The organism is Aquabacterium humicola (assembly GCF_030167915.1).
Taxonomy (GTDB): domain Bacteria; phylum Pseudomonadota; class Gammaproteobacteria; order Burkholderiales; family Burkholderiaceae_C; genus Pseudaquabacterium; species Pseudaquabacterium humicola.
This window is the reverse complement of record NZ_JARGNB010000001.1, coordinates 1,739,985-1,761,767: the sequence shown is the minus strand read 5'-3', so window position 1 is coordinate 1,761,767 and position 21,783 is coordinate 1,739,985. Positions and strand designations below refer to the sequence as shown.

Sequence of the window (21,783 nt, the reverse complement as noted above, 5' to 3'; positions counted from 1 at the left end):
CGTCAGCTGCGCAGCACGGCGCTGTCGTCGAAGCCGCTCGGTTCGCCGCCCATCGCCGAGGGCCGCGACGGCCCCGGGTCCTCGCCGTCGGCGAGTTCCGTCAGCAGCGCGGCGGCGCTGCGCACCAGTGGCCAGGACAGGCAGGCGCCGGTGCCGTCGATGCTGTCGAGGCCGAGCTCGAGCAGCGCGGTGGCGTTGAAGAGGTTCAGCGCCTGGTCCAGCCCGCGGTGGCTGTGGCTGCGGCAGAAGACGCAGTAGTCGGTGACCGACGCGGCGATGCGCGAGGCCACCATCAGTGCCGCGCAGGCCGCCATGCCGTCGACCATGATCAGGTGGCGCTTGCTCGCCGCGACCAGCATCACGCCGACCATCACCGCGGTCTCGAAGCCGCCGAACGCGGCGAGCACCTCGACCGCGTCGGTGACCTCGCGGTGCCGGCTCTGCGCGCCCTGCGCGATCATCATCAGGTGCGCCAGCGCCTCGCTGCTCATCTGCGGTCCGCTGACGAGCAGGTCGCGCACCGGGCTTTGCGTCAGCCGCGCCAGCACCAGCGCGGCGGCCTCGTGCGCGCCGACGCCGATGCCGGCGCAGGCGACGAGGTTGCCGCGCAGCGCGTCGCCGATCTCCATGCCGGCGCGGATCGCGGCATGCGCCTGCTCCAGCGCCATCGCCGGACCGACCCGCGCATTGCGCGTGCCGTGCGCGATCTTGCGCGGCATCAGCCGGTCGTGCGGGCCGATCTCGGCGGCCAGGCCGCAGTCGATCACCGACAGTTCCAGCCCCTGGATGCGCGCGAACACCGACACCGGCAGCTGGCCGGTCAGCAGCTGCAGCACCTGCTCGTGCGACTGCGGCAGCTGCGGCGTCTGGATGCCGTCGACCGCCAGGCCATGGTCGGCGGCGAACAGCACCAGCTGCGGGTCGCGGAAGCGCGGCTTCAGCGTGTTCTGCATCAGCCCGAGGCGCACGGCCACGGGTTCGAGTTCACCGAGGCTGCCGACGACCGTGCCGCGCCGCTCGAGCTTGTCGATCAGCGCCCGCTCGAGCAGCGGGCTCGACGTCGGCGTGATCAGCGAGCGGTTCAGCGACATGCGTGAAGTGTAAGCAGCGGCTGCGGATCGCGGCGTGTGCGCCGTCAGCCCTCAGCGCAGGAACAGGCGGTAGACCGGGTTGTCGGTCTGCTCGACGTAGGGGTAGGCGAGCGCGTCGAGGAAGTCCTTGAAGGCCCGCTGGTCGCCGCGCGGCACCTGGATGCCGACGAGGATGCGGCCGTAGTCGGCGCCCTGGTTGCGGTAGTGGAACAGGCTGATGTTCCACTCCGGGTGCATCGACGACAGGAAGCGCATCAGCGCGCCGGGCTTCTCGGGGAAGACGAAGCGGAAGAGGCGCTCGTGCTCGGCCAGCTCGCTGCGGCCGCCGACCATGTGCCGCACATGCTCCTTGGCCAGCTCGTCGTCGGTCAGGTTCACCGTGGGGAAGCCGTGGCGCTCGAAGCTGCGCGCGATCTTGTCGGCCTCGTCGCGGCGGCTGATCGCGACGCCCACGAAGACATGCGCCTGCTGCGGATCGGAGATGCGGTAGTTGAACTCGGTCACCGCGCGCGGCCCGATCAGCTCGCAGAAGCGGCGGAAGGAGCCGCGCTCCTCGGGGATCGTCACGGCGTACAGCGCCTCGCGCTGCTCGCCGAATTCGGCCCGCTCGGCGACGAAGCGCAGGCGGTCGAAGTTCATGTTCGCGCCGCAGGTGATCGCCACCAGCGTCTGGCCCTTGAGCTTGTGCTGCGCGACGTACTGCTTGATCGCCGCCACGCCGAGCGCGCCGGCGGGCTCGAGGATGCTGCGGGTGTCCTGGAACACGTCCTTGATCGCCGCGCAGACTTCGTCGGTGTCGACGATCACGAAGTCGTCGACCAGCGTGCGCGCGAGGCGGAAGGTCTCCTCGCCGACCAGCTTGACGGCGGTGCCGTCGGAGAAGAGGCCGACGTCAGGCAGCGTCACGCGCTTGCCGGCCTTCACCGAACGCACCATCGCGTCGGAGTCGCGCGTCTGCACGCCGATCACCTTCACCTCCGGCCGCACCGCCTTGATGTACGACGCGACGCCGGAGATCAGGCCGCCGCCGCCGATGGCGACGAACACCGCGTCGAGCGGGCCCTGGTGCTGGCGCAGGATCTCCATGCCGATGGTGCCCTGGCCGGCGATCACGTCGGGGTCGTCGAACGGGTGCACGAAGGTCAGCGCGTCGGCCTGCTGCAGCTCGAGCGCATGCTGGTAGGCGTCGGAATAGCTGTCGCCGTGCAGCACGACCTCGCCGCCGAGCGCAGCGACTGCGTCGATCTTCAGCTTCGGCGTCGTCACCGGCATCACGATGACCGCGCGGCAGCCGAGCCGGCGCGCGCTGAGCGCGACGCCCTGCGCATGGTTGCCGGCCGACGCGCAGATCACGCCGCGGTCGAGCTGTTCCTTCGTCAGGTGCGCCATCTTGTTGTAGGCGCCGCGCAGCTTGAAGCTGAACACCGGCTGCTGGTCCTCGCGCTTGAGCAGCACGTGGTTTCCCAGGCGCCGCGACAGGCTGCGCGCCGGGTCCAGCGGCGATTCGATCGCCACGTCGTAGACGCGGGCGGTGAGGATCTTCTTCAGGTAGTCGGGATGCTGCGCGCGCGCCATGGCCGAGGGCTCGGTTCGGGAATCGATCGGGGCGGGAAGTGGGGAGAAAGGGGCGCGGGATGATAGATCGCGCTCCGACCGACATAGAAAAAGGCCCGGGGCTTGTGGCCCCGGGCCGAATCCACCATTGGGGAGGTGGAGGAGACAATCGGTCGCATCGAGCTCGGGTTCGAGCGATGCAGCGAAGCCAGTCTAACGTCGTGGATGTTGCGCTGCAATATGATGGCTTCGATCTGATCTAGGGTCGGCGCTCCAGGGCCTGGTGCGCAGCGCCCGCGCAGGGTGCGCCGCGCGCACCGTACGAGGTGGTGAAGACATGGAGTGCACGATTCGCTGGGTGCCGGATGCCGGCATGGCGATGGTCGCGGAGACCGGCAGCGGTCACCTGCTGACGATGGACGGCGCGCCGGACGGCGGCGGGCGCAACCTCGCGCCGCGGCCGATGGAAACCCTGCTCGTCGGCGCCGGCGGTTGCACGGCCTACGACGTGGTGCTGATCCTCAAGCGCGGCCGCCATGACGTGACCGACTGCCGCGTGAAGCTCGAGGCCGAGCGCGCGCCGAGCGAGCCGAAGGTCTTCACCCGTATCCACATGCATTTCACCGTCAGCGGCCGCAACCTGCCGGAAGCGGCGGTGGCCCGGGCGATCGAGCTGTCGCACGAGAAGTACTGCTCCGCGACGATCATGCTCGGCAAGACCGCCGAGATCACCACCAGCCACGAGATCGTCGCCGCCTGACCCGACGCACAGCGGGCGTTGCCGCGTCGCCCTGCCTGGACGGGGGCGGTCGAGTCCGGAGGGTCCCGGTCAGAGCACGTGGGCGGTGCGCGTCATCACGCGCGCGGCGGCCCGCATCAGCCAGCGCACCGGCGCCGGCATCGGCGCGGCGCCGGCCTGCTGCGCTTCATCGGCATGGCGGGCCTCGTCGGCCTGCATCACGCTGACGACGGCGCGCGAGCGGTGGTCGGCCGCAGGCAGCCGTTCGAGGTGGCCCGCGAGGTGCTGCTCGACCTGGCGCTCGGTCTCGACGACGAAGCCCAGGCTGTAGCGGTCGCCCGCGCGGCCGGCCACCAGGCCGATCGCGAACGCGCCGGCGTACCACAGCGGATTGAGCAGGCTGGTGCGATCGCCCAGTTCATCGAGCCGGCGTTCGGTCCAGGCCAGGTGATCGGTTTCGTCGCGCGCGGCCGCGCTCATCTGCGCGCGCAGCTCCGGCGTGCGGGCGGTGAGCGCCTGGGCCGCATAAAGCGCCTGCGCGCAGACCTCGCCGACATGGTTCACCCGCATCAGCGCACCGGACAGGCGGCGTTCGGGCTCGGACAGGGTCGCGGGCTCGGCGGCTGGCATCGGCCGCGCCGAGCGGGCGCTGCGGCTGAGGGTGCGCAGCGCCATGTCCGCGCTGCTGATCAGCGCATCGATTCCGGGCATGTGGCGAGCATAGCGCAGGGTGTGCTGGCCTCTGGCCAAGCGCTGCGCCAAGGCCTTTGCAGCCCGTTCCTGCGGCATTCCGTGACCCTGATTTGCCCGTTGTTGTGAGGCAACAAGTGACGGCGTTTTTCGGCCCATTTCTTTGCAACCGGTGCGGCCGTCTGGTGGAATAGCCGCAACTTCCGATGAGGAGGTTGGCCTGACCGGCCCGCGCCGTTCCCGGAGGGCGGGTTCTCTACGGGATCGGGACCTCTTGTTCAACCTAGGAGATAGTCGCAATGAAAAAGTCTCTGCTCGCTCTCGCCGCGCTCGCCTCTTTCGCGGGTGCTGCGTCTGCGCAGTCGTCGGTCACGCTGTTCGGTATCGTTGACGCCGCCTACGCCCACGTTTCGGCCGGTGGCAAGTCCAACAAGGGCATGACGAACTCCGGCCTGAACAGCAGCCGTCTGGGCTTCCGCGGCGTGGAAGACCTCGGTGGCGGCCTGCGCGCGGGCTTCCACATCGAAGGCCAGCTGACCAACGACGACGGCAACGCCGCCGGCCAGACCTGGCAGCGTCGCTCGACCGTCAGCCTGATGGGCAATTTCGGCGAAATCCGCCTGGGCCGCGACTATGTCCCGACCTTCTGGAACACGACCGTCTATGACCCGTTCGGCACCAACGGCGTCGGCCAGGCGCTGACCCCGAACCTGATCGGCGCTGCCGGCACCCCGACGAACTCGGTCCGTGCCAACAACTCGGTCAGCTACTTCCTGCCGAGCAATCTGGGCGGCTTCAGCGGCCAGATCATGTACGCCTTCGGCGAAAGCAACCTGAACGCCACCGGCAAGAAGGCCAACGACTACTTCGGTGGTCGTGTCGGCTACGCTGCCGGCCCGCTGTCGGTGCATGGCGCATACGGCAAGACCAAGGGTGCCACCTCGGGCACCGACACGAAGTACACGAACTTCGGTGCGTCGTACAACTTCGGCGTCATCACCCCGATGGTGCAGTTCGACCAGGAGAAGAACGGCGCGGGCAACACCAAGATCAACGCTTGGTTGGCTGGCGTCGTGGTGCCGCTGGGTCAGGGCGAACTGCGCGCTGCCTACAGCGACTACGACCTGAAGAACAGCAACAACGACTGGAAGAAGCTGGCCATCGGCTACGGCTACAACCTGTCGAAGCGCACGCAGATGTACGCCACGTACGCCCGCGTCGCCAACGACGGCGCGCAGACGAAGACCGTCTCCAACAACGGCCTGGCTGCTCCGTCGCCGAACGGCGGCGGCAACGCCACCGGCTACGAGCTGGGCATTCGCCACTCGTTCTGATCGGTCACCGGGCTTCGGCCCGGTCCGCGAAAACCGCCCTTCGGGGCGGTTTTTCTTTTTGGGGCGCTGCAATTCCGGCGGCCAGATGCCCGTGTGCATGGGAACGGGTGTTTCCCCCTTTGTGCCCGGCATGCGATTTGCGGATCATGGCGCCCTTGTCCGCCAACGCACGAGCGCGGTGCGGGCTTTGCTGTCGGTCGGCCACAAGCCGAACCCACAAGCCCGCGCGATCACAGCCACCCCCGATGCTTGCCTTCATCCTCCGCCGACTGCTCCAGGCCATGGTCGTCATGGTCACCGTGGCGTTCATCGCCTTCACGCTGTTCCAGTATGTCGGCGATCCTGTGACCAACCTGCTCGGCCAGGACGCGACTCCGCAGCAGCGTGAAGACCTGCGCCGCGACCTCGGCCTCGACCAGCCCTTCTTCGTGCAGTTCGCGAAGTTCATCGGCAATGCCGCGCAGGGCGAGTTCGGCCTCAGCCTGCGCCAGGGCCGCAAGGTGTCGACGCTGATCGCCGAACGTTTTCCGGCCACGCTCGAGCTGGCGACTGTCGCGGCCATGCTCGGCCTGTTCCTAGGCATACCGCTCGGCGTGTTCGCCGCGCTCAAGCGAGGCAGCTTCCTGTCGCAGGTGGTGATGACCGGCTCGCTGCTCGGCGTCTCGCTGCCGAACTTCCTGATCGGCATCCTGCTGATCCTGGTTTTCGCGGTCACCTTCAAGTGGTTGCCGAGCTTCGGCCGCGGCGAGGTCGTCGCCTTCGGCAACCTGAGCACCGGCCTGCTGACCGTCGACGGCCTGAAGCACCTGCTGCTGCCTGCCTTCACGCTGTCGTTGTTCCCGATGACGCTGGTGTTGCGGCTGGTGCGCGCCGAGATGCTGGAGGTGCTGCGCACCGACTACATCAAGTTCGCGCGCGCCCGTGGCCTGCCGGACCGCAGCGTCTATTTCCGCCATGCGCTGAAGAACACGCTGGTGCCGGTGATCACGATCGCCGGCCTGCAGCTGGGCGCGATCATCGCGTTCGCGATCGTCACCGAGACGGTCTTCCAGTGGCCCGGCATGGGGCTGCTGTTCATCCAGGCGGTGCAGTTCGCCGACATCCCGGTGATGGCGGCCTACCTCTGCCTGATCGCGCTGATCTTCGTCACCATCAACCTGGTGGTCGACCTGCTGTACTTCGCGGTCGATCCACGACTGCGCATCGAACGCAGCGCCGCGGGGCACTGACCATGAGCAACGACACTTCCTTGGCGCAACCGAGCGTCACGCCGGTTGCTGCGCCGGGCGCGATGGCGCGCTTCCTCGACGGCGACGTCTGGCACAGCTTCAAGAACTCGCCGGTAGCGATCATCGCCGCGGTCATCGCGACGATCTGCATCGTCTGCGCGCTGTTCGCCAACTGGATCGCGCCGCACAACCCGCTCGACCTCGCGTCGCTGGAACTGATGGACGCGCGCCTGCCGCCGGCCTGGGAGGACGAGGGCAAGCCCAAGTACCTGCTCGGCACCGACGATCAGGGCCGCGACATCCTGTCGGCGCTGATGTACGGCTCGCGCATCTCGCTGTTCGTCGGCCTCGCGTCGGTGCTGGTGTCGGTGATCATCGGCGTCAGCCTGGGCCTGCTGTCGGGCTTCGTCGGCGGCCGGGTCGACGCGTTCATCATGCGCGTGTGCGACGTGATGCTGTCGTTCCCGTCGATCCTGATCGCGCTGCTGATCGACGGCGTCGGCCGGGCGATGTTTCCGAACGCGCACGACACGCTCGCGTTCACCGTGCTGATCATTGCGATCTCGCTGACCGGCTGGGTGCAGTACGCCCGCACCGTGCGCGGCTCGACGATGGTCGAGCGCCAGCGCGAATACGTGCAGGCCGCCCGCGTGATCGGCGTGTCGCCGGCGCGCATCATGCGCCGCCACGTGCTGCCCAACGTGATGGGGCCCGTGCTGGTGCTGGCGACGATCCACATCGCCACCGCCATCATCACCGAAGCCACGTTGTCGTTCCTCGGCGTCGGCGTGCCGCCCACGTCGCCGTCGCTCGGCACGCTGATCCGCGTCGGCCAGGACTTCCTGTTCTCCGGCGAGTGGTGGATCACGATCTTCCCGGGCATCGTGCTGATCATGATCGCGCTGTCGGTCAACCTGCTCGGCGACTGGCTGCGCGACGCGCTGAACCCGCGCCTGCGTTGAGAGAAGTCCCATGGCTGCCCCTCTGCTTGAAGTCAAGAACCTGCGCGTCGAGTTCCCGACGCGCCGCGGCACCCTGCGTGCGCTCGACGACATCTCCTTCGACATCGCGCCGGGCGAGATCCTCGGCGTCGTCGGCGAATCCGGTGCCGGCAAGTCGCTGACCGGCGCGGCGATCATCGGCCTGCTCGAGCCGCCCGGCCGCGTGGCCGCGGGCGAGATCCGCCTCGCCGGCCAGCGCATCGACAACCTGCCGCACGACAAGATGCGCGAGATCCGCGGCCGCCAGATCGGCGCGATCTTCCAGGACCCGCTGACCTCGCTGAACCCGCTGGTGACAATCGGCGCGCAGCTGATCGAGACGATCCAGGTGCACCTGCACTTGAGCTACGAGCAGGCCCGCAAGCGTGCCGTGCACCTGCTGCAGGAGACCGGCATCCCGGCCGCCGAGCAGCGCATCGACCAGTACCCGCACCAGTTCTCCGGCGGCATGCGGCAACGCGTAGTGATCGCGCTGGCGCTGGCGGCCGAGCCGAAGCTGATCGTCGCCGACGAGCCGACCACCGCGCTCGACGTGTCGATCCAGGCGCAGATCATCAGCCTGCTGAAGCGGCTGACGAAGGACCACGGCGCCGCGGTGATGCTGGTGACGCACGACATGGGCGTGATCGCCGAATCCTGCGACCGCGTCGCGGTGATGTATGCCGGCCGGGTGGCCGAGATCGGCCCGGTGGCCGACGTGATCCACCGGCCCAAGCATCCGTACACGGCCGGCCTGATGGGCTCGATCCCGTCGATGGACAGCGACCGCGAGCGCCTGATGCAGATCGACGGCGCGATGCCGCGGCTCAACGCCATCCCGAACGGCTGCGCGTTCAACCCGCGCTGCCCCAAGGTCTTCGACCGCTGCCGCGTCGAGCGGCCGGACCTGATGCCCGCCGGTGCGACGCGCGCCGCGTGCTGGCTCAATGCGATGGAACCTGCAGCCGCGCCTGCAGCGATGGTGACGGGAGCGAATGCATGACGGCGCTGGTGGAGGTCCGCGAGCTGGCCAAGGTCTTCGATGTCTCGGCGCCGTGGCTGAACCGCGTGATCGAGCGCAAGCCGCGCCAGTTCGTGCACGCGGTCGACGGTGTCAGCTTCTCGATCGACAAGGGCAAGACGCTCGCGCTGGTCGGCGAGTCGGGCTGCGGCAAGAGCACGGTCGCGCGGCTGCTGGTCGGCCTGTACGGCCCGACGCGAGGGACGGTCCGCTTCGATGGCCAGGACACGCAGACGATGCTGTCGACGCCCGAGGGGCGCACGCTGCACCGGCGCATGCAGATGATCTTCCAGGATCCGTATGCCAGCCTGAATCCGCGCTGGAAGGTGCGTGACATCGTCGCCGAGCCGCTGAAGGAACACGGCCTGGTCACCGACGAGGACGAACTCAAACGCCAGGTCGGCGATCTGCTGAAGTCCGTGGGCCTGGCGGCGGCGGACATGGAGAAGTTCCCGCACCAGTTCTCCGGCGGCCAGCGCCAGCGCATCTCGATCGCCCGCGCCCTCGCGACGCAGCCGGAGTTCCTGGTCTGCGACGAGCCGACGTCGGCACTCGACGTGTCGGTGCAGGCGCAGGTGCTGAACATCATGAAGGACCTGCAGCGGCAGCGGGGCCTCACGTACCTGTTCATCTCGCACAACCTCGCGGTGGTGCGGCACGTCAGCGACTCGGTCGGCGTGATGTACCTGGGCCGCCTGGTCGAGCTGGCCGACAAGGCCGACCTGTTCTCGAATCCGCGCCATCCGTACACGCGCATGCTGCTGGATGCGATCCCGGACATCGGCATGACCGGCCGCGCGCGCACGCCGGTGCAGGGCGAAGTGCCGAATCCGCTGAACCCGCCGAGCGGCTGCGCTTTCCATCCGCGCTGCCCGCATGCGAACCAGCGCTGTTCGACCGAGCGGCCGGAGCTGCAGGCGTTCAAGGGCATCCAGATCGCCTGCCACGCGGTGACCGAAGGGCGGATCTGAGGGACGACGCGGCCGTGACGGGGCCGCAACCCGGAGTACGCGGCCCGAGGGCCGCGTTTTCATTTCAGCGCGCCGGCGGCGGTGCCGACGCTGCCTTCGCGGGCGCCGAGGCGCCAGCAGGCGATGGCAGGTACAGCGGCCCGGGTTGCCCGCAGGCGCCGAGCAGCGCCGCCGCCGCCATCACGGCCGGCAGGGTCAGCGTGCGCGTGACTACACTGGACGTCAGTTTCATCGCCGCATGATATCGACCATGACGTCCGCCGCCACGCCGCTGTCCGACAGCGAATACCACCAGCGCACCGATGCTGTGCTGGCCGGCATCGAAGCGACGATCGACCGCTGGCTGCAGGACGACGTCATCGACATCGACGTGCACCGAACCGGTGGCCTGCTCGAGCTCAGCCTGCCCAACGGCACGAAGATCGTCATCAATACGCAGCCGCCGCTGCACGAGCTGTGGGTGGCCGCGCGCAGCGGCGGCCACCACTACCGCTTCGTTGACGGCCGCTGGGTCGATACGCGCGATCAGAGCGAGTTCTTCGCGTCGCTGTCCACGTTCGCCAGCGAGCAGGCCGGACGGCCGCTCACTTTCGACGCCGCCTGACGCGCCGGCGACCGTCGCGGGATCAGCGGCGGAACAGGTCGAGGATGCTGCGGCGCTCCTCGTCGCTCGGCGCCTGCGGTGCCTTTTCGTCGAGGCCCACGCTGCTGACGCCGGCGCCGGCCGCGTACTCCTCGAAGACCCAGTCGCCGCCGCGCTGCACCAGGCCCTCCGGCACGGCCGCGTCCTGGACCGGCAGGCGCTTCAGCGCGTGCGTCATGTACTCGATCCACACCGGCAGCGACAGGCCGCCGCCGGTTTCGCGGTCGCCGAGTTTGCGTGGGTTGTCGTAGCCGATCCAGACCACGGCCGCCAGGTTCGGCTGGTAGCCGGCGAACCAGGCGTCCATCGAGTCGTTGGTGGTGCCGGTCTTGCCGTGCAGGTCGGGGCGCTTGAAGACCTGGTAGACCTGCGCGGCGGTGCCGGCGCGCGTGACCTCGCCCATCAGCTGGCTCATCACGAACGCGTTGCGCTCGTCGATGACGCGCGTCGACTCGTCGACCGGCTTCGGCGGCGTGTCAAGCAGCAGGCGCCCCTTGCTGTCGGTGACGCGGGTGATCAGTGCCGGATTGACCCGGTGGCCGCCGTTGGCGAACACCGCATAGGCGCTCACCATCTGCATCGGCGTCACCGAGCCGGCGCCCAGCGCCATCGTCAGGTAGGGCGGATGTTTGTCGGCCTCGAAGCCGAAGCGCGTGATCCACTCCTGCGCGTAGTGCACGCCCACGGACTGCAGCACGCGGATCGACACCATGTTCTTCGACTTCGCGAGCGCGGTGCGCAGCGGCATCGGGCCATCGAACTTGCCGTCGTAGTTCTTCGGCTCCCAGGGCTGGCTGCCGGTGGAGCCGGCATCGAAGAACAGCGGTGCGTCGTTGACCACCGTCAGCGGCGTGAAGCCCTTTTCGAGCGCGCTGGAGTAGATGAAGGGCTTGAAGCTCGAGCCCGGCTGTCGCCAGGCCTGCAGCACGTGGTTGAACTTGCTCTTGCCGAAGTCGAAGCCGCCGACCAGCGCGCGGATCGCGCCGGTGTTCGGGTCCATCGAGACGAACGCGCCCTCGACTTCCGGCTGCTGCGTCAACGTCCAGTCGCCCTTGGCGCCCTTGACCGCGCGCACCACCGCGCCGGGGCGGATCTGCGTTTTCGGGCCGGCCTTTTCGGACAGGCCGGAGGTGACCGGCTTCAGCCCCTCCCCCGTCACGGTGATGGCCTCGCCGGACTGCAGCACCGCGACCACCTTGCGCGGTGACGCCTCGAGCACGACCGCCGCCTTCAGCTCGTCATTGTCGGCATGGTCGGCCAGCGCTTCGGCGATCCGGGCGTCGAGCTCCTTCGCGTCCTTGGGCAGATCGACGTAGTCCTCGGGACCGCGGTAGACCTGCCGGCGCTCGTAGTTCAGCAGCCCGCGGCGCAACGCGCGGTAGGCCGCAGCCTGGTCGCCTGAGTCGACGGTCACGTGCACGTTGAGCCCGCGGGTGGTCGTTTCCTCGCCGTACTGCGCCTGCACCAGCTGGCGCACCGTCTCGGCGACGTATTCGGCATGCACGCCGGTGTCCACCGGCGTGCGGTAGCGCAGCACCTGCTTGCGCGCCGCCTCGCCTTCTTCCTCGGTGATGAAGGCGTTCTCGACCATGCGCTGGATGATGTACTGCTGGCGCCGCGTGGCCCGCTGCGGGTTGGCGATCGGGTTGTAGGCCGACGGCGCCTGCGGCAGCCCGGCGAGCATCGCGGCCTCCGCGACGGTCACGTCCTGCAGCGGCTTGCCGAAGTAGATCTCGCTCGCTGCCGCGAAGCCGTAGGCCCGCTGCCCGAGGAAGATCTGGTTCATGTAGACCTCGAGGATCTGCTTCTTCGACAGCTGGCTCTCGATCTTCAGCGCCAGCAGGATCTCGTAGATCTTGCGGGTGAAGGTCTTCTCGGTCGACAGGTAGAAATTGCGCGCGACCTGCATCGTGATCGTCGACGCGCCCTGGCTCTTCGCCTTGTTGAACTGCGCCAGGCCGGCACGGATCACGCCGAGGTAGTCGACGCCACTGTGGCGGTAGAAGCGGGCATCCTCGATCGCCAGCACGGCCTGCTGCATCACCGGCGGAATGCGGTCGATCGGCGTGAACAGCCGGCGTTCCTCGCCGAACTCGCCCAGCAGCACCCCGTCGGCCGAGATCACGCGCAGCGGCAGCTTGGGGCGGTAGTCGGTGAGCCCGCTGATCTCCGGCAGGTTCGGGTAGGCCACCGACAAGGCAACCGCAAGCAACATCAGCACCGCGAGGGCGCCCGCGAACACTCCGCCGGCCAGCCAGGCGAGCGCGCGCAGCACGGGACGAGACCACGCAGGCAGTGCTCGGCGGCGAGCAGAAGTTGGCGCCTCGGCGTCTCGATAGGGTTCACTCATCTTGGCGATCGAGTGTATAGAAGCCGCTCTCCAGGGCGGTTTCAGGCCGCTTTCGAGGTGCGCGGAGAGCCGCAGCGCCTTGTTTCAAATGCGCTCCGAAACGTCGGAGAATCGCAACGAGCTGTTGCTGCCTCCCAGGGAAATTCCTTTGGCGCACAAAGGCTTTACTGCTAGCATTGAAGTAATTTCTTAAGAAATTGCTGTACCTATTCCGCCCCAGTTTGGACAAGTTCCGCCCGTTGGGAGACCGCACGTGAGCTTCATGGACCTGCTGCTGGGCCGCAAGCATGCGCCGATGATCGGGCTGGACATCAGCTCGTCGAGCGCCAAGCTCGTCGAGCTCGGCCAGGCGGCCAACGGCGAATACGTCGTCGAGCGCTTTGCCTCCGAACCCTTCGAGAAGGGCTGGATCACCGACGGCCAGATCGAGAAGTTCGACGAGGTCGCCGAGGCCGTGCGCAAGCTGGTGCAGAAGAGCGGCAGCCGCACCAAGCACGTGGCGATGGCGATGCCGCAGTCGGCGGTCATCACGAAGAAGATCATGCTGCCGGCCGGCCTGCGCGAGGAAGAGCTCGAGTTGCAGGTCGAGTCGGAGGCCAACCAGTACATCCCGTTCTCGCTCGACGAGGTGAGCCTCGACTTCTGCGTGATCGGGCCGAGCCCGACCTCGGGCGGCGATGTCGAGGTGCTGATCGCGGCCTCGCGCAAGGATCGCGTGCAGGATCGACAGGGCCTGGCCGAAGCGGCCGGCCTGAAGCCGATGGTGTTGGACATCGAATCGCATGCGTCGCGCCTGGCGATGACGCGGGTCATCGGTGCGCTGCCGAACGCCGGCAAGGACGCGTTGGTGGCCCTGTTCGAGATCGGCGCCGACACCACCAGCCTCAAGGTGCTGCGCGACGAGGAGATGCTGTACGACCGCGACCAGGCCTTCGGTGGTTCGCAGCTGACGCAGCTGATCTCCCGCCAGTACGGCTTCTCCTTCGAGGAGGCGGAGGCGAAGAAGCTCGCCGGTGACCTGCCCGAGGACTACGAGTCGGTGATCCTGTCCCCCTTCGTCGACAGCCTGTCCCAGGAGATCGGTCGGGCGCTGCAGTACTTCTTCACCAGCACGCCGCACCACAAGGTGCACTACGTGATGCTCGCCGGGGGCACCGCCACGCTGCCGGGCCTCAAGGAGCGGGTCACCGAGCTGACGGGCTTCGCCTCGATGGTGGTCAACCCCTTCGAGAACATGAAGCTGGGCTCGACGGTGCGCGAGGCCAAGGTCCGCCGTGACGCACCCTCGTACCTGACGGCCTGCGGCTTGGCGATGCGGAGGTTCATGCAGTGATCCTGATCAACCTACTGCCCCATCGCGAGGAAAAGCGGCGACAGCGCAAGCGTGCGTTCTTCGTCGGCCTGGGGCTTGCCGGTGTTGCGGGCATCGCGGCGGCCGGCATCTGGATGCTGGTGCTGCAGCACATGACGTCGGTGCAGCAGCAGCGAAACGAGTTCCTGCGCGCCGAGATCACGCGCCTGGATGCGCAGATCAAGGACATCGCCGAACTGCGCCAGGAAATCGAGAGCCTGAAGGCGCGGCAGAAGGCCGTCGAGGACCTGCAGACGAACCGCAACGTGCCGGTCTACCTGCTCGACGAACTGGTGCGCTACACGCCGGAAGGGATCTACTTCACGTCCATCAAGCAGGCGGGCGAGATCGTCACGCTCACCGGCGTCGCCCAGACCAACGAACGCGTGTCCGAGCTGCTGCGCAACACCACGAACCAGTCGCAATGGCTGAAGCGGCCGGAGCTGGTCGAGATCAAGGCGGTCAACCAGCCGACAGGGCCGGGCGCCGCGCGCGACCAGCAGCAGCGCCGCCTGCATGACTTCTCGATCCGCGTGTCGCTGACGCAGCCGGGTGCCGCATCGGCGCCGGCGGCGGCGTCCGCACCGGCATCCGGGCCCACCGGCAAATCCAGCTGAGGACCGATGATGGCCACCACCACTCGACCCGCCAGCCTCGACCTCAACAGCGCATTCAGCAAGGCCAGCTCCCAGTTCCGGGGCCTGAATGCCCGTGAACCGGGTCAATGGCCCATCCTGCCGAAGATCGCCACCTGGTCCGCCGCCGCACTGGTCGTGCTGGGGCTGGGTTGGTTCGCCTTCGTCCAGACCGCCAACGACGAGCTCGAAGCCGAACGCGCCAAGGAGCCGCAGCTCAAGCAGGACTTCCGCAGCAAGTGGGCGCAGGCCGTCAACCTGACCGAACTGCGCAAACAGAAGCAGCAGGTCCAGGAGTACGTGACCCAGCTCGAGAAGCAACTGCCGGGCAAGGCCGAGATGGACGCGCTGCTGTCCGACATCAACACGGCCGGTCTCGGCCGAGGCCTCGAGTTCGAACTCTTCCGGCCGGGCCAGATCGAGCTGAAGGACTACTACGCCGAACTGCCGATCTCCTTGCGCGTCAGCGGCCGGTACCACGACATCGGGTCGTTTGCTGCGGACGTCGCCAACCTGTCGCGCATCGTCACGCTGCACAACCTGACCATCAGCGCGCCGCCGCGCGATGCGTCCGGCAAGCTGACGATGGAGGCGACGGCGCGCACCTACCGCTACCTCGATGTGAACGAGATCGCGGAGATTCGCAAGCAGAAGGCCGAGAAGGCGAAGGGAGCCAAGAAATGAAGCTTCCGGCCCGCAGGTCGCGCTGGCTCGTGCCGGTGCTCGCGACGGTGTTCCTGGCCGCGTGCGCAGGCGAAGAAGAGGACCTGGGCGCGTGGATGGAACAGCAGCGGCGCGACGTCAAGCCGAATGTGCAGGCGTTGACGCCGCCGAAGAAGTTCGACCCCGCGCCCTACAACGGCGCGCAATCGGTCGATCCCTTCAGCAACCAGAAGCTCAGCGTCGCGTTGAAGCAGGAGGCGCGTCAGCCGAACTCGTTGCTGGCGTCGGAGATGAACCGCCGCAAGGAGCCGTTGGAGGCTTATCCGACGGACAGCATGAGCATGGTCGGCAGCGTGACGCGCGGAGGCCAGCAATTCGCGCTGCTGAGGGTGGACAACCTGCTCTATCAGGTCAAGGTGGGCGACTACCTGGGCCAGAACTACGGCAAGGTCACCCGCATCACGGAGACCGAGGTGGCCCTGCGCGAGATCGTGCAAGACGCCGCCGGCGAATGGATCGAGCGCCCCAGCACGCTCCAGTTGCAGGAGAAGGCGCGATGAAAGAACTGCAGGAGAACCGCAACATGCTCAAGACGTGGCGCGCGAGGTTCGTGGCCGGGCTATGGATGCTGGCCGCGCCGCTGGCCGCGTTGGCACAGAACGCGATCCAGTCGATCACCACTTCGCAACAGGCCGGCGCCGAGGTCGTCCGCATCGAGTTGACGACACCGCTGACGGCGATTCCCAACGGCTTCTCGGTGCAGACGCCGCCGCGCATCGCGATCGATCTGCCGGGAGTCGGCAATGCGATGGGACGGTCCAGCGTCGAGGTCAACCAGGGCAATCTGCGCACGGTCAACATCGCCCAGGCCGGCGAGCGCACGCGTCTCGTGCTGAACCTGCGCCAGGCCTCGAACTACCGCGCCGAACTGCAGGGCAAGGCGCTCCTGCTGGTGCTGGAGGCGGGCGGCGCGCCCGCCGTGGCGGCGCCTTCCGAGAGCGTGCATTTCGCATCCCCGCAGAACCGTGAAGCGCTGCCGCTGCGCGACATCGACTTCCGCCGCGGTCCGGATGGTGCAGGGCGGGTCATCGTCTCGCTCGCGAGCACCCAGGTGGGCGTGGACATCAAGCAACAGGGGCAGAGCCTGGTGGTCGAGTTCCTGCGCTCGACCCTGCCGGAGAACCTGCGACGCCGCCTCGACGTGACCGATTTCGGCACGCCGGTGCACAGCGTGGCCACGTTCCAGAGCGGCGAACGCGTGCGCATGGTCGTCGAACCGCGCGGCAGCTGGGAACACAGCGCCTACCAGAGCGACAACCAGTTCGTGCTCGAGGTCCGGCCGCTGAAGGTCGATCCGAACAAGCTCACGCAGGGCCCGGGCTACAGCGGCGAGAAGCTGTCGCTGAACTTCCAGAACATCGAAGTCCGGGCCTTGCTGCAGGTCATCGCCGACTTCACCAATTTCAACGTCGTGACCAGCGACACCGTGACCGGCAACGTCACGCTGCGGCTGAAGGACGTGCCCTGGGACCAGGCCCTCGACATCATCATGCAGAGCAAGGGCCTCGGCGTGCGCAAGACCGGCAACGTGCTGTGGATCGCGCCGAAGGACGAACTGGCGGCGAAGGAACAGGTCGACCTCGAGTCGAAGAAGAAGATCGCCGAGCTCGAACCGCTGCGCACGCAGTCGTTCCAGCTGAACTACACGAAGGCCGAGGAAGTCGCCAAGGGCCTGACCGGCCAGTCGCAGGGCGGCGGCGCCAGTACGGCGACGACACGCATCCTCACCGCGCGCGGCAGCGTGATCTGGGAATCGCGCACGAACCAGCTCTTCGTCAGCGACATTCCGTCGAAGCTCGAGGAGATCCAGGCGCTGATCGCCAAGATCGACATTCCGGTGCGGCAGGTGCTGATCGAAGCGCGCATCGTCGAAGCCGAGGACACCTTCGGTCGCACGCTGGGCGTCAAGCTCGGCGCGGTGGACCTGCGGGGCCTGTCGGGCGGCATCCCCGGCTACAAGGTGGGCGGCGGCAACTACGTGCAGATCGGCAGCAACTACACCACCGCCGGCAAGCAGCTCAACCTGATCGACGAGAAGCTCGACTTCGCGCAGACGCAGATGCTCAACCTGCCGGCCAACGCCAGCGCGCTGGGCACCGCCTCGGCGGCGTCGATCGCGCTGTCCTTGTTCAGCCCGTCCGCCAACCGCTTGCTCAACCTCGAGCTGTCCGCGCTCGAAGCCGACGGCAAGGGCAAGATCGTTTCCAGCCCGCGCGTCATCACGTCGGACCAGACCAAGGCGGTCATCGAGCAGGGCGAAGAGATTCCGTACCAGGTCGCCACCTCGAGCGGCGCAACGTCGATCCAGTTCAAGAAGGCCAGCCTGCGGCTCGAAGTCACGCCGCAGATCACGCCCGAAGGCAGCGTGATCATGAACCTCGACGTCGCCAAGGACAGCCGGGGTGAGCTGACGACGGCCGGCCCGGCGATCAATACCAAGCATGCGCAGACGCAGGTGCTGGTGGAGAACGGCGGCACCGTGGTGATCGGCGGCATCTTCACCCAGAACGATCGAACCGACGTCAACAAGGTGCCCTTCCTCGGCGACGTGCCGATCCTCGGACACCTCTTCCGCAACACCACCAAGATTTCGGACAAGACGGAGCTGCTGATCTTCATCACGCCGAAGATCGTGACCGAGCGGCCCGCCACTCGCTAAAGGTTCCTACCCATGATGATTGCTCAAGCAGGCCGACACCTGACGACCTGGCGGACCTGGTTCGCCGCGATGCTGGCGCTGCTGCTCGTCGCGTGCGGCGGCGGTGGCAGCGGCGGCACGCCGTTCGTCGGCCCGACCAATCCGCAGACCGTCTCCAGTCTGGTGCTGGTGCTGTCTTCGCCGACGATCGCCAACAGCAGCACGGCGACCGTGAACGCCACCGTTACCGCGCTCGACGCGAACAACAACGCCGTCGCGAATGCCGACGTCACCGTCAGCGCCGACAGCAACGCCACCGTGACCGTGCCCGGCGCCAAGACCGGCGCCGATGGCAAGCTGGTCGCCGAGATCGGCATCGGCTCCGACCGCACGCCGCGCACCATCACCATCACGGCCCGCAGCGGCAGCCTGACGAAGACCGCGACGCTGCAGGTCGTCGAGGGCAACAACGGGGCGTCGGATCTGACGCTGTCGCTGTCGTCGTCGCAGCTGAACAACTCGGGCACCCAGGTCGTCAAGGCCACCGTGGTGGCCGTGGACGGCAACCGCAATACGATCGCCGGCATCCCGGTCACGCTGGCCGTCAACAACGGCGCGACGATCAAGGTCAGCGCCGCGGTGACGGATGCGGACGGCAAGGTCAGCGGCGACATCAGCATCGGCGAGGACAAGGGCAATCGGCCGGTCGTCGTCACCGCCAGCAGCGGCACGCTGTCGCGCACCGCCACGCTGCAGATCACCGGTGCGGAGTTGAAGTCGACGCTGCTGCCTGCGGCGATCGCCGTCGGTCAGCCGGGCAAGGTCCAGTACCGTCTGCTCGACGTCAGTGGCAATCCGATCACCCAGCGCTCGATCACCGTGACCGGCCCCGGCGGCGTGCAGACCCCCGGCACGACGAATGCGAACGGGGACTACGAGTACAACTACACCGCGCCGGCGATCACCGGTCCGCTGACGATCCGCGCCTCCGCCGCGGGCGTCGAGACCGTGTCGACGGTCCAGGTGCAGTCCGGCGCGGTGGTGATCGATCCCGTGCAGGTCACCGTGCAGTCGGCGTCGGTCTCGGCGAGCCCGAGCGTGGTTCCGGTCAACACCGCGACGACCAACAACCAGGCGACGGTGCGTGCGCTGTTCCTTGCCGCCAACAACGCGCCGGTGCAGAACATTCGCGTGCGCTTCGACCTGGACGGCGACAAGCAGTCGATCGGCGGCACGTTCACGTCCGGGTCCACGATGGTGTACTCGGACGCCAATGGTGTCGCGACGACCGCCTACGTGCCGGGCTCGCGGCTGAGCCCGACGGATGGCGTCACCGTGCGCGCATGCTGGCACACCGAGGACTTCGCCGCAGGCACCTGCCCGCACGAGGCCAAGACCACGCTGACGGTCATCTCGCAGGCGCTGTCGGTCACCATCGGCACGAACAACCTGATCGAGGAAGACAGCACGAAGCTGAAGTTCGTGAAGCGGTATGTCGTCCAGGTCGTCGACTCGTCCGGCTTGGCCGCGGCCGACGTGCAGGTGAGCGCGACGGTGGACCTGCTCCAGTACATGAAGGGCTTCTGGACCCTGGGCACCGAACGCTGGAACCAGGTGATCAAGAAGACCTGCGACAACGAGGACCTGAACCGCAACGGTGTCGCCGAGGTGTTCAGCAACGGTGTCGTCGAGGATGCCAACAACAGCTTCAACCTCACCAACGGCCGACCGGCACTGGAGCCGCGAAAGGCTGACGTCGCCGTGTCGTTCGAAGGCGCCAGCCGCACCAATACCAGCGGCTCCGTCGTCCTGCGCCTGGAGTACCCGAAGAACGTCGCCTCGTGGGTCCGCTTCAATCTCGTCATCGGCGCCGCGGGCGTAGCGGGCACGGAAGGTCGTGCCAACTTCGTCGGCGACCTGCCCGTGCCGGCCACCGAGGTGAACAACACCAATGCGGCGCCGTCGTTCGTCGAGAGCCCCTACGGCCTCCAGGAGAGCGGCGTCGTGATGGTCCGCCTGCCGGGTAGCACGGGGCCGGAAGCGGCGCTCTGCACGAACCCGAACTGACCGCGTGTCCATCGCGTTGGTCGGCATGCCCGGCTGTGGCAAGTCCACGGTCGGGCGGCAGCTCGCGCGACAGCTCGGGCGGCCGTTCGTCGACAGCGACACCGAGATCGAACACCGGATCGGCATGCCGATCCGGACCTACTTCGACCGGCACGGCGAAGCGGCCTTCCGCGACCAGGAAGAGTCGGTCATCGCCGAACTCTGCGCGCGACCCGAGATCGTGCTGGCCACCGGCGGTGGCGCGGTGCTGCGGGAGACGAACCGGCGCGCGCTGAGCCAGGCCGGCGCGGTGGTCTACCTGCGTTCGACACCGGAAGAGCTGTTCCGGCGCGTGCGGCACGACACGCAGCGCCCCTTGCTGCAGGTGAACGACCCGCTGCGCCGCCTGCGCGACCTGTACCGCGAGCGCGACCCGCTCTACCGCGCCGCGGCCCAGTACGTCATCGAAACCGGCCGGCCGACGGTGCCGACGCTGGTCAACATGATCCTGATGCAGCTCGAGCTCGCCGGACTGATCGATCCCGGCCGCGTGCCGGCGACGATCGGCCGCACGCCGATGCCGCCGCAGTCCTGACGGCGCTTCGGGTCAGCGACCGATGGCGGCGGCGCGCCAGTGCGGGCGGGGCTCCACAGGCGCGGCCTCTACACTCCCGGCATGCAAACGCACAGCGCTCAGACGCAGCAGGTGCCGATCGAGCTCGGCGACCGCAGCTACCAGATCCTGATCGGCCAGGGCCTGCTGGCCGACGACGCCGCCTGGGCCGGCTTGCCCCGTTCGGCCGACGCGCTGATCGTCACCAACACCACCGTCGGCCCGCTCTACGGCGACCGCCTGGCCGCGCGACTGCGGTCGAACCATCGGCGCGTGCTGCGGGTCGAGCTGCCCGACGGGGAGGTGCACAAGGACTGGCAGACGCTGAACCGCATCTTCGACGTGCTGCTCGAAGCGGGCTGCGACCGCAAGACTGTGCTCTACGCCCTCGGCGGCGGCGTGGTCGGCGACATGACCGGTTTTGCCGCGGCCTGCTACATGAGGGGCGTGCCCTTCGTGCAGGTGCCGACGACGCTGCTTGCGCAGGTCGATTCGTCGGTGGGCGGCAAGACCGCGATCAACCATCCGCTCGGCAAGAACATGGTCGGCGCCTTCTACCAGCCGGCGCGCGTGGTCTGCGATCTCGATGTGCTGGCGACACTGCCGCGGCGCGAGCTGTCCGCGGGCCTGGCGGAGATCATCAAGTACGGCCCGATCGCCGACGCCGCCTTCCTGGACTGGCTCGAGACGTCCCTGGATGACCTGCTTGCGCTCGACAGCAACGCGCTGGCCCACGCGGTCAAGCGCTCGTGCGAGATCAAGGCGGGGGTCGTCGGCCAGGACGAACGCGAGGCCGGCCTGCGCGCGATCCTCAACTTCGGCCACACCTTCGGCCATGCGATCGAGGCCGGGCTCGGCTACGGCGAGTGGCTGCACGGCGAAGCGGTGGGTTGCGGCATGGTGCTCGCCGCGGCGCTCTCGATGCGGCTGGGGCGGATCGATCGCCCGCTGTTCGACCGGCTGCGCACGCTGATCGGCCGCGCCGGGCTGCCGGTCGAAGCACCGAGGATGCCCATCGAACGCTGGCTGGCGCTGATGCGCGTCGACAAGAAGGCCGAAGGCGGCGAGATCCGCTTCGTGCTGCTCGATGGCCTGGGCCGCGCGGTGATGCGCGCCGCGCCCGATGCGCTGGTGGCCGAGTCGATCGAGGCGCACACCGCCCGCGGCTGATCGCG

Annotated in this window: 20 protein-coding genes; 15 read left to right on the top strand and 5 right to left on the bottom strand. The window is 68.0% G+C overall.

Annotated features, from left to right (window positions below; translation table 11 throughout):
- Positions 1-2: 2 nt before the first annotated feature.
- Positions 3-1,091, bottom strand: coding sequence for a nicotinate-nucleotide--dimethylbenzimidazole phosphoribosyltransferase (locus tag P1K89_RS07855; protein ID WP_284615820.1), 1,089 nt, complete (start codon positions 1,089-1,091; stop codon positions 3-5).
- 51 nt (positions 1,092-1,142) lie between these two features.
- Positions 1,143-2,666 (bottom strand): threonine ammonia-lyase, biosynthetic, encoded by a 1,524-nt coding sequence (gene ilvA / locus P1K89_RS07850; protein ID WP_284615819.1) that lies wholly within the window; start codon positions 2,664-2,666, stop codon positions 1,143-1,145.
- A gap of 316 nt (positions 2,667-2,982) precedes the next feature.
- Between ilvA and P1K89_RS07845 the strand changes: the two genes are divergently transcribed.
- Positions 2,983-3,405, top strand: a complete 423-nt coding sequence (locus tag P1K89_RS07845; RefSeq protein WP_284615818.1) for an OsmC family protein — start codon at positions 2,983-2,985, stop codon at positions 3,403-3,405.
- Positions 3,406-3,474: 69 nt separating this feature from the next.
- On the opposite strand, the gene coq7 is transcribed toward P1K89_RS07845, so the two are convergent.
- On the bottom strand, positions 3,475-4,086 hold the full coding sequence (gene coq7, locus P1K89_RS07840; RefSeq protein WP_284616339.1) for a 2-polyprenyl-3-methyl-6-methoxy-1,4-benzoquinone monooxygenase: 612 nt from the start codon (positions 4,084-4,086) through the stop codon (positions 3,475-3,477).
- A gap of 287 nt (positions 4,087-4,373) precedes the next feature.
- Between coq7 and P1K89_RS07835 the strand changes: the two genes are divergently transcribed.
- From P1K89_RS07835 to P1K89_RS07815, 5 genes are all read left to right on the top strand, one after another.
- Positions 4,374-5,408, top strand: a complete 1,035-nt coding sequence (locus P1K89_RS07835) for a porin (protein WP_284615817.1) — start codon at positions 4,374-4,376, stop codon at positions 5,406-5,408.
- A gap of 245 nt (positions 5,409-5,653) precedes the next feature.
- Complete coding sequence (locus P1K89_RS07830) at positions 5,654-6,637, top strand: ABC transporter permease (RefSeq protein ID WP_284615816.1); 984 nt, start codon at positions 5,654-5,656, stop codon at positions 6,635-6,637.
- 62 nt (positions 6,638-6,699) lie between these two features.
- Positions 6,700-7,599 carry an ABC transporter permease gene (locus P1K89_RS07825; protein ID WP_284616338.1) on the top strand — a complete coding sequence of 300 codons (900 nt, stop codon included), beginning with the start codon at positions 6,700-6,702 and terminating at the stop codon, positions 7,597-7,599.
- A gap of 10 nt (positions 7,600-7,609) precedes the next feature.
- Positions 7,610-8,620, top strand: coding sequence for an ABC transporter ATP-binding protein (locus P1K89_RS07820; RefSeq protein ID WP_284615815.1), 1,011 nt, complete (start codon positions 7,610-7,612; stop codon positions 8,618-8,620).
- The gene (locus P1K89_RS07815) at positions 8,617-9,609 is read left to right on the top strand and encodes an ABC transporter ATP-binding protein (protein ID WP_284615814.1); all 993 of its coding nucleotides are present in this window, start codon (positions 8,617-8,619) and stop codon (positions 9,607-9,609) included. The genes P1K89_RS07820 and P1K89_RS07815 overlap by 4 nt, the downstream gene beginning before the upstream one ends.
- Positions 9,610-9,673: 64 nt before the next feature.
- Here the strand turns inward: P1K89_RS07815 and lptM are convergent, their stop codons facing one another.
- The gene (gene lptM, locus P1K89_RS07810; RefSeq protein ID WP_284615813.1) at positions 9,674-9,841 is read right to left on the bottom strand and encodes an LPS translocon maturation chaperone LptM; all 168 of its coding nucleotides are present in this window, start codon (positions 9,839-9,841) and stop codon (positions 9,674-9,676) included.
- Positions 9,842-9,880: 39 nt separating this feature from the next.
- Here lptM and cyaY point away from each other — a divergent pair, with 39 nt between their 5' ends.
- Positions 9,881-10,213 (top strand): iron donor protein CyaY, encoded by a 333-nt coding sequence (cyaY, locus tag P1K89_RS07805; RefSeq protein ID WP_284616337.1) that lies wholly within the window; start codon positions 9,881-9,883, stop codon positions 10,211-10,213.
- Between the two features lie 22 nt (positions 10,214-10,235).
- On the opposite strand, the gene P1K89_RS07800 is transcribed toward cyaY, so the two are convergent.
- A complete protein-coding gene (locus tag P1K89_RS07800; protein ID WP_439897958.1) occupies positions 10,236-12,602 on the bottom strand; it encodes a penicillin-binding protein 1A in 2,367 nt (788 codons plus the stop codon).
- A 262-nt stretch (positions 12,603-12,864) separates the two neighbouring features.
- Here P1K89_RS07800 and P1K89_RS07795 point away from each other — a divergent pair, with 262 nt between their 5' ends.
- From P1K89_RS07795 to aroB, 8 genes are all read left to right on the top strand, one after another.
- Positions 12,865-13,935 (top strand): pilus assembly protein PilM, encoded by a 1,071-nt coding sequence (locus tag P1K89_RS07795; RefSeq protein ID WP_284616336.1) that lies wholly within the window; start codon positions 12,865-12,867, stop codon positions 13,933-13,935.
- Positions 13,932-14,570, top strand: coding sequence for a PilN domain-containing protein (locus P1K89_RS07790; protein ID WP_284615811.1), 639 nt, complete (start codon positions 13,932-13,934; stop codon positions 14,568-14,570). The genes P1K89_RS07795 and P1K89_RS07790 overlap by 4 nt, the downstream gene beginning before the upstream one ends.
- A gap of 9 nt (positions 14,571-14,579) precedes the next feature.
- Positions 14,580-15,272 carry a type IV pilus inner membrane component PilO gene (locus P1K89_RS07785; RefSeq protein WP_284616335.1) on the top strand — a complete coding sequence of 231 codons (693 nt, stop codon included), beginning with the start codon at positions 14,580-14,582 and terminating at the stop codon, positions 15,270-15,272.
- Entirely contained in the window at positions 15,269-15,811 is a 543-nt protein-coding gene (locus P1K89_RS07780) for a pilus assembly protein PilP (RefSeq protein ID WP_284615810.1), read from the top strand. Before P1K89_RS07785 ends, P1K89_RS07780 begins: the two co-directional genes overlap by 4 nt.
- Positions 15,808-17,970 (top strand): type IV pilus secretin PilQ, encoded by a 2,163-nt coding sequence (locus P1K89_RS07775; protein ID WP_284615809.1) that lies wholly within the window; start codon positions 15,808-15,810, stop codon positions 17,968-17,970. Before P1K89_RS07780 ends, P1K89_RS07775 begins: the two co-directional genes overlap by 4 nt.
- Before the next feature lie 12 nt (positions 17,971-17,982).
- Positions 17,983-20,016, top strand: a complete 2,034-nt coding sequence (locus P1K89_RS07770) for an Ig-like domain-containing protein (protein ID WP_284615808.1) — start codon at positions 17,983-17,985, stop codon at positions 20,014-20,016.
- Positions 20,017-20,020: 4 nt separating this feature from the next.
- The gene (locus tag P1K89_RS07765; protein ID WP_284615807.1) at positions 20,021-20,590 is read left to right on the top strand and encodes a shikimate kinase; all 570 of its coding nucleotides are present in this window, start codon (positions 20,021-20,023) and stop codon (positions 20,588-20,590) included.
- 81 nt (positions 20,591-20,671) lie between these two features.
- Positions 20,672-21,778: a 3-dehydroquinate synthase gene (gene aroB, locus P1K89_RS07760; RefSeq protein ID WP_284615806.1), complete on the top strand. Its 1,107-nt coding sequence runs from the start codon at positions 20,672-20,674 to the stop codon at positions 21,776-21,778.
- Positions 21,779-21,783 lie beyond the last annotated feature (5 nt).

Coding starts and splice junctions, on each gene's coding strand:
- P1K89_RS07815 (WP_284615814.1), top strand. CDS start 8,617: ATGACGGCGCTGGTGGAGGTCCGCGAGCTGGCCAAGGTCTTCGATGTC.
- lptM (WP_284615813.1), bottom strand. CDS start 9,841: ATGAAACTGACGTCCAGTGTAGTCACGCGCACGCTGACCCTGCCGGCC.
- P1K89_RS07845 (WP_284615818.1), top strand. CDS start 2,983: ATGGAGTGCACGATTCGCTGGGTGCCGGATGCCGGCATGGCGATGGTC.
- P1K89_RS07785 (WP_284616335.1), top strand. CDS start 14,580: ATGGCCACCACCACTCGACCCGCCAGCCTCGACCTCAACAGCGCATTC.
- P1K89_RS07825 (WP_284616338.1), top strand. CDS start 6,700: ATGGCGCGCTTCCTCGACGGCGACGTCTGGCACAGCTTCAAGAACTCG.
- P1K89_RS07855 (WP_284615820.1), bottom strand. CDS start 1,091: ATGTCGCTGAACCGCTCGCTGATCACGCCGACGTCGAGCCCGCTGCTC.
- P1K89_RS07820 (WP_284615815.1), top strand. CDS start 7,610: ATGGCTGCCCCTCTGCTTGAAGTCAAGAACCTGCGCGTCGAGTTCCCG.
- P1K89_RS07835 (WP_284615817.1), top strand. CDS start 4,374: ATGAAAAAGTCTCTGCTCGCTCTCGCCGCGCTCGCCTCTTTCGCGGGT.
- P1K89_RS07795 (WP_284616336.1), top strand. CDS start 12,865: ATGGACCTGCTGCTGGGCCGCAAGCATGCGCCGATGATCGGGCTGGAC.
- P1K89_RS07770 (WP_284615808.1), top strand. CDS start 17,983: ATGATGATTGCTCAAGCAGGCCGACACCTGACGACCTGGCGGACCTGG.
- P1K89_RS07830 (WP_284615816.1), top strand. CDS start 5,654: ATGCTTGCCTTCATCCTCCGCCGACTGCTCCAGGCCATGGTCGTCATG.
- P1K89_RS07800 (WP_439897958.1), bottom strand. CDS start 12,602: ATGAGTGAACCCTATCGAGACGCCGAGGCGCCAACTTCTGCTCGCCGC.
- P1K89_RS07780 (WP_284615810.1), top strand. CDS start 15,269: ATGAAGCTTCCGGCCCGCAGGTCGCGCTGGCTCGTGCCGGTGCTCGCG.
- ilvA (WP_284615819.1), bottom strand. CDS start 2,666: ATGGCGCGCGCGCAGCATCCCGACTACCTGAAGAAGATCCTCACCGCC.
- aroB (WP_284615806.1), top strand. CDS start 20,672: ATGCAAACGCACAGCGCTCAGACGCAGCAGGTGCCGATCGAGCTCGGC.
- P1K89_RS07775 (WP_284615809.1), top strand. CDS start 15,808: ATGAAAGAACTGCAGGAGAACCGCAACATGCTCAAGACGTGGCGCGCG.